This is a genomic window from Pseudomonas sp. B424 (assembly GCF_055408345.1).
This window is the reverse complement of record NZ_JBUZTL010000011.1, coordinates 140,535-147,663: the sequence shown is the minus strand read 5'-3', so window position 1 is coordinate 147,663 and position 7,129 is coordinate 140,535. Positions and strand designations below refer to the sequence as shown.

Sequence of the window (7,129 nt, the reverse complement as noted above, 5' to 3'; positions counted from 1 at the left end):
TTGCAGAGTACGAACCTTTAGGGCGATGAAAACGGCAGTGCCTAGCTTGAAATCTGACCTCCACTGACCCTGACACCCCAATACGAAGGTTCGCATAATGTATATTATGTTAAATCATGTATTTCCTGACTTTCCAAAGGCTTCCATAGCCTTGCCACTCTCCAAATTTAAAACTAATCGTGATTGAGGCTGACTGAGCCCGTCGCGAAATTAGGAGGGTAATCCCCCCATTTCTAATACTCACCAGAAATAGAGGTCAGGCCACCAGGGCCAACTTCTGTTTAGGGGTAATACCTCCGAGGGCCATATTCGGGCGCTCATGTATGTGTTAGATACCGCTGAAAACATGGCGGATGAAGAGCCACTGCGGCACGAACGTACTTTGTTTATTCTAGCCACCCTCTTTGCCATGTACCTTCGCGTGTCCGATCTCGCAGGTAGAAAGAACTGGAAACCGACGATGGGCGATTTCCGTTTAGATGCAGAGGGGAACTGGTGGTACCACACTGTTGGTAAAGGCAACAAGGCGGCAAAAATTGCTGTGCGGGATGTATACGTGCGGCGATACCTTAAGCGCTATCGGCGTTTCCTGGGATTACCTGAGTTGCCTGCTAAAGATGAAAGTACACCTCTCATCAAAACACTCAATGGCCGTGCGGGTTTGTCAGATCGACAGATCCGCGCCCTCCTCCAAGCCGTTTTTGATAAGGCCACGGAGAATATGCGCAACGAGGGTCGAGCCGTCCATGAGTTAGAAAGCCTGCGTTGCGCTTCTGCTCATTGGCTACGGCACACCTCTGCCACCTTTGATGCCCCTTTGCGCAATCCAAAAGACCTTCAGGAAGATCTACGTCACAGCAATCTCAGCACCACTCAGAACACCTACTATCACTCTCATGACCAAGAGCGGGCGCACTCTGTGAAACGTATCGGCATGCGGGATCGCGGTTGAGTTGGCACGATATGCGTAAGCGGGCGATGAACACATCTTGCGTTTTATCGTCGTGAGTTGGACTCTAGGTGTAGGCAAGCAGACCTCTCTTCAGGCACGACAATTCCGCAGCGGAGCCAGTTCTAGCGCTGAGCATCAGCGATCATCAATTCGAGGACGCCTCGTGCGTCGGGCTTGAACAAAAATATCAGCAATCAGATCACAGGCTATGTCAGGGAGTTCATACCTCTTCGCCTCTTGGTCTCCTGTCTGTAATGGTAATGAACTTTACAGAAATCTGTGTTTCGTTGGTTTTAGTACAGAACCTAACACCCAGCGTGCTGAGGGACTTTGATTTTCGCGCCTTTCACTAATAACGGTACACTGGGATACACGTTGAAGGGCTCAATGGGTCTACCGTCCCTTGTCGCATCTTTTACAACGAAACGCGTAGTGCCCGACGCGAAAAAACGCACGCCATCCACTTCACATTTAACCGTTAACGTCGAAGTTTCGTTTTGAGGTATATGCCGAACCAGCGAGCTATAGGCAAGGTTAACCACCACATTGCCCGCCACGCTGCTCAGCTTGGGGTCGATCAGGTTGACCACCGGTTTTATATCGATGCGGTAGACCTGTTCCTCAGCAACCGGGAGCAGAGGCTTGATGGTGATTTTTTTGCTCTGCCCAGGGGCCAGCATCAGTTTGAAGGGCGTGGCGTAGAGCTTCGGCTGAGTCACCTGGACGATGGCCTCCATTCGCTCATCGGCAAATTCGACTCCAGGGTTAAGCAAGCGCGACAGAGTAATCGAGACAAACTCTGGTCGATCGCCGTCGTTGGAAATGTCCAGACTGACTGGTTTATCCCAAACATCAGTCACCGACGGCGTAACGTTGATCAGAGCCGAGGCTGGCGAGGCCAAAGCAAGCCCGCATAGGATGAAAACAAGGTTGTTGATAAATGGTTTCATAGGTTTCTCGAAAAACTGAAGCCTGCCCTTAGCGCTGCGGCAGGCTTGAGTGCAACAGGCGAATATCAAGGATTTGAAATCACCGGCTCAAAGGTCAACGACAACACACCCGTGTAGGTGCCGCTGGTGTCCTTGAACGTACCCGCCGGAGGATAGGCCGAGACGTTGAGAGCGTAATAGCCGATAGAATCCTCACCTGCGATATTCTGCACAGGGTTTTCGAAGGCAGTGGGCGTGGCGACGGCCAGGGTTTTGGGCCCTTGGCCTTCTGCACTCAGCTCCACTTTGGGTTGCTGGAAAACTTGCGCTGCATTACTGGCGTTGGTTATCACCAAGGGCTCATCCAGGCGCACCTGAAAATTCCTGTCGGTTGCGACAATTTTCAAACGGGCTTGCACCTCATAGGGCGAATCCCACCCGCCCGGCTGCAACATTTGTAGCCCTTGGTCGAACCAGCCACCCGTGTCGCTGGTCACCAGCAAGTTGTTGTTGGTACTGACTGTGGCAGTAATCGTGCTGCTGGTTTTGCCTTGCAAAATGATATCCGTTGCAACTGCCCCGGCTGGCAATGCGCCCAGGGTCGTCAGCAGGCAGGCCAATGCTACTTTGTTCATGTGCTACTCCTGTTGAGGATTAATCTGGGGAGTTACCGTGTACTGGTAAATAACCACGCCGTATCCGACGCTGACCGACAGGGGGGCGGAGACGCCCTCTGGCCCTTGTGCTTGGACGATCACGTTTTCTCTGGGCCTGAAGGTCACGCGCCATACCTGATTGCTAACGGGTGTAACCAGGGTTTTGATGTTCATCCGGTATTTTTGCCCGGGTGCCAACACCAGTCGGGTGGGTGTCACCAACAAGCCGGGGTTGGGCACCTGACTGATATCCAGCAACTGCTCCGACTTCTCAGCGGGGTTGAGTACCAGCACTTGCTCCACGTCCAGGTAGAGGGGCGAGTCCCCAGTGTTCAAAGCGTAGAGCGTGCCTTGACGCTGATCGGGCACTAACCGCAACTCCGTAGCTGAGAGTTTCAATACACCCGCGGCCATAGCATGAATCGGGGACATCAATAGCCAGCCCAACATCAGGCTTGCACTATAACTTATCAACCTGTCCATTTAAGTTTTAGCAACTACAGTAAACGTCAATATATCGCTGTAAGCGCCGCCTTTAGCCGCCTTGTCTGGGTATGCCTTAAACGTGGGCGTAAAGCATGTTCTACCTCCTTTATCCAACGAAAACAGACGATTTTGCGTATTGGGTAACAATACGGAGTCAGTGCTATTGGCAAGTGTCAGTGTGTAAGGAACCGTCCGCAAACTATCCTCCAAACTCTTTAGCAAATAACTACCGTCGGCCGACAAGCCATTGGCATTTGTCGCATTAATCAAATACTTCTGATTGGCAATAGGCCTTGAACCTTCGTAACTGAAACACAGCTGATCCTTGGTCGCAGGCAGTGTCAATACCGTTTCTTCACCTCTGGGTAACTCGCCCAAGTCCCAATCCGGTGCTGTCATGGTCACCAGAGGGCTAACAGCTGGCGGTGGATAATCTGGACTTGCCAATGTCTGACAGCCTTTGCTACCAGCCGCAATATACACGTAGCCGGACGAGTCCCATACATAGTTACCCCATCCATCACCAGAATTGCCCGAATAAACGAATGACGCCCGCAGAGCGATAGCAGGCCAGTGGTCAATTTGATAATTCGCAAATTGAACTTCTATAGTGGCAGGGCCGACAAACCAAGGATCACCCCAATTAGCAACACCATGTGTATAATAATTAAGTAAGTAACCCGGGGTATTATACGTGCCCATCGATTGAGCGCCATTCATGCTAACGCTGGTGGCTGGTCCAGGCTGTCCAGGTTTAGGAAGTGGCCGCGAGAGATAACCTTCTGAATCATAAACACTGAGGTCCATTCCCCATGAATAAAAATTGTACGGTATCCCAACATACCAGCCAGTCGACAATAAATTCATGGTCACTGTGAAAGTCGTATAGCTCGGACCTCGTGAATAAGTGCAGTTGGTAAAGCCATTGGTTAATCTTTGACTGAACTGAGCCGCTGATGCCTCATCAGGCGCCAGCGCATTAACAACCACAAAAAGACTGACCATACACGACAGGGATCGCGCACTGCGAGTCCTGTCTTGCACCTTTTTTAGATGACTAAAAGCGCATCCCATACGGCGTTTCATTTGGAACACTCCAGCGTCTGCATTTTATTGTCTATAACAAACTTGAGCGGCGAGGTGGTAAAGTGTTGGGGCGTTCCCGGAAATAAGGCAACTTTGGACTTTGTCTGTTTGACGCCTGCCCTCTCAAGTTCCGATAATTGCAAACTTACATTGCCCGTATTCTCCAGCGTCACACCACCGTCTATGCAGCGATGTGTCCAACCAGTTTGCTGTTTAGCAGGGGGCGGCATATGGCGAACTAATACGCCATAACCGATCGAGACCGACATTGGCGCGGTAATTTTGTCCTCAGGTGCTTCTTCTACCTGCATCGACCGAACTGGAACGATATACAAACGGTACAAGGTTTCGACTTCAGGCTCGACCAGCGACTTGAGGCTGATCGCGCGGCTCTGCCCTGGCCCCAAGGTGAGCTTGTCAGGGTTGGCAAGCATTCCAGGGTGTGTAAGTGCGCTGAGCGGCTGTTTTATCTCCGGCGACTCACCTGGGTTCATCACTTTTTGCAAGCTGATGGACAAATACAACGGCGCATCACCGAGGTTTTTTACGTTCACCGAGTGCTCGTGATTGTTGTAAACCTTGAGGGTGGCCGGCATGACCATCAACTCGCCTTCGGCCTGGGCCAGGCTCGAGCCAAGCCACATCAGGCTCAGCAACATCGTACGTAACTTCATAAAAGCTTCCTGTCAGGTTCTGCGCTTACTGGCACAGGTAATGGCTAGGTTTCACCGGTTTGGACAAATCACAGGTGTAACGGCGCCCCGCCCCGTCGACCGAAATATGCGGCAGTATCGCTTTGCTACTGATCGAGAACAGGCCATTGGCGTAAGCCATATCACCGGTCTCCTGAATCGTGCCGCCAACAGGCTGACCATTGGCATTCACCAGAATGCCGCTGTACACCATATTGATATCGACCTTGGCCTTGGCGTTGTACACCTGGCCCGGATGCGCCCGGACAATGTTCGCTGGCACTTCAATGTTCATGTCCATGTTCTCGCTGTCACTGGCAACCCGAGCAAAGGGCACATCGGTGTATTGACCCAGTGGCACGGCATAGGTGCCACCGCCCGCAACAGGCTGACCTTCGACACTGAAGCCGTAAGGCGTTTCACCCAGCGCTGGGGTTTGCAAGAGCATGGCGCTGCCACCGTTGCTGTAACGCCCCAGGGCAATGCCCTCTTCATTGGCGGCAAACATGCCGCGGTAGTTGAAGTCGACGTTACTCGCCGCATCACTGTGCCCCACGTTAAGGGACGCATCGCCACGGGTGCCGGAGCGGCTGCCGTAAGCGTTGAAACTATTGGTGCTGTCTATGCGGTTCACCGTGACGCCGGCGGTGGTGGTACCAAAGCTGTCGTCATAGTCCTTGCGATAATCGCCACTCAGCTGGGTTTTGCCGCCGTACTGCGCCGCACGCACACTGGCTTGCGACTTGTCGAGCATCCAGGTCATGTTCAGGTAAACGGTGTAATCACTCTCGCCCGGCATGGAGTTGCCTTTTTGCACGCCAGCGGCAAAGGTTGACCATAAGCCGTTAGGCTTATAGTTCCAGCGCACTTCAACCTGCTGGGTTTCCCCGCGGCCATAATCCCGGTAGTTGTAGCCAAGGGTGACTCCCGCTACGTTTTTACTGTAAGAAAGGCTGGAGCTGGGTGTACCGTAATAAAAACGCGAGACATCGGTGTTCTGATACCGGCTGAGCATCAGGTTGCCCAATACCGGGTCGTTCATATTCAAGTTGAAATAGCCCCCCGTACCATTCTCGCCGCTCAAGACACCCACTGTAGGGTCGACACTGAGCGTGCCAAAAGAGGAAGGTCGGGTAACGTTGACTTCAGAGGCCCAATCAGAATTTTCACCGGAAACGGCCGCTGCGTTTAAATAAAACTGACTCATATTACGGCTGACGGCGGCCTCCAGCAGTTGCCCGCCCTCGTCCATATCCTGCCCTGCCGTGACGCGCCAGGAATTGGCGCCCGCGCCGCCGAAATTCAGGTTGTTGATGTCCTGTGTTTCTTGATTGACCAGGTTACCATTGCGATCGACCAGACGAATCTCTATCGGGTAGTAGCCGCCCGGCAGGTCCATAAAGCTGATTTCGTTACGCCCCAAAATAGCCGGACGTTTAAGAATCAAGCGACCATTACGGTAAAACTCATAGTTGCCTTCGGCCGTAGAGAACAGCACCAGCGAGCCTACGTCCTGGTTACTGCGCATATAGCCCTGGCTACCCAAGGTAATAAACTGGTCAAAACTGGGTGACAGCACAGTGCTGACCGAACCCGAACCATAATCGATACTGTTTTGCTTACCGGCGCGTACATAGGTGTCAGCAAAGTTCTTTTGCAGATAATAGGACGATATACCTTGATCGCGGCTACTTTGACCACGGTTTTCGCTGCGGTTAGCGTACCAGTTCATATAACCGAAACTACGGCCCGGCAAGCCAAACCAGGTGTTGCCGTTCAAGTTAAAGGCCTTATAACTTTCGGACGAACCCCGTATATCCAGAGACTGATTATTGATCAGCCCCCAGGTGGTTTCAGGCGCGAGAAAATCTTCGCGCGATGAACGAATATTTAGTGTGCGGCGTGTCTTGTCCAGCGTGACATAATGGTCTGCCACGCGCAGATCACAACCGTCCTTGCATTGTTTATAGTCAATCTTTGACAGGACGTGTTCGATAATGCGTCTATCGTCGGAATCAATACCGTTCTCAGCATACTGTTTCTCGTCGAAGACGAGTCCGTTGGTCGCTAGGGAATAACTGATAAAACCCGGCAATGTCTTACCGTTATAGGTCGCGACATAACTCGCAGTGTTATCCATATCAACCGCACTAAAACCCTCAGGTGTTCCATAGGAAATCTTGACTTCAGCCAGCGTATGAGATGAAAAAACTGTAGCAATACAGGCCGCCAATATATGCAGTTGAAATGGGATCTTATGCAAAAACATCCTGATCTTCCGTCACGGGAAAAGAAGAGCCCCTTTCGGGGCTCTGGGCATTAAATGAA

At 51.9% G+C, this 7,129-nt stretch carries 6 protein-coding genes and 1 pseudogene; 1 reads left to right on the top strand and 6 read right to left on the bottom strand.

Annotation, left to right across the window (positions count from 1 at the left end):
* Positions 1-322: 322 nt before the first annotated feature.
* Positions 323-952, top strand: a pseudogene (locus tag ACZRMS_RS15125) (site-specific integrase); the annotation flags it as partial.
* Positions 953-1,257: 305 nt separating this feature from the next.
* Here ACZRMS_RS15125 and ACZRMS_RS15120 read toward each other — a convergent pair.
* From ACZRMS_RS15120 to ACZRMS_RS15095, 6 genes are all read right to left on the bottom strand, one after another.
* Positions 1,258-1,902 carry a hypothetical protein gene (locus ACZRMS_RS15120; RefSeq protein ID WP_159259299.1) on the bottom strand — a complete coding sequence of 215 codons (645 nt, stop codon included), beginning with the start codon at positions 1,900-1,902 and terminating at the stop codon, positions 1,258-1,260.
* Positions 1,903-1,967: 65 nt separating this feature from the next.
* The gene (locus tag ACZRMS_RS15115) at positions 1,968-2,516 is read right to left on the bottom strand and encodes a hypothetical protein (protein WP_159259298.1); all 549 of its coding nucleotides are present in this window, start codon (positions 2,514-2,516) and stop codon (positions 1,968-1,970) included.
* 3 nt (positions 2,517-2,519) lie between these two features.
* On the bottom strand, positions 2,520-2,906 hold the full coding sequence (locus tag ACZRMS_RS15110) for a hypothetical protein (protein ID WP_463995885.1): 387 nt from the start codon (positions 2,904-2,906) through the stop codon (positions 2,520-2,522).
* 114 nt (positions 2,907-3,020) lie between these two features.
* Positions 3,021-4,109 carry a hypothetical protein gene (locus tag ACZRMS_RS15105; RefSeq protein WP_463995884.1) on the bottom strand — a complete coding sequence of 363 codons (1,089 nt, stop codon included), beginning with the start codon at positions 4,107-4,109 and terminating at the stop codon, positions 3,021-3,023.
* Positions 4,106-4,783 (bottom strand): pilus assembly protein, encoded by a 678-nt coding sequence (locus ACZRMS_RS15100; RefSeq protein WP_159259296.1) that lies wholly within the window; start codon positions 4,781-4,783, stop codon positions 4,106-4,108. The genes ACZRMS_RS15105 and ACZRMS_RS15100 overlap by 4 nt, the downstream gene beginning before the upstream one ends.
* A 25-nt stretch (positions 4,784-4,808) precedes the next feature.
* Positions 4,809-6,941, bottom strand: coding sequence for a TcfC E-set like domain-containing protein (locus tag ACZRMS_RS15095; RefSeq protein WP_463995883.1), 2,133 nt, complete (start codon positions 6,939-6,941; stop codon positions 4,809-4,811).
* Positions 6,942-7,129 lie beyond the last annotated feature (188 nt).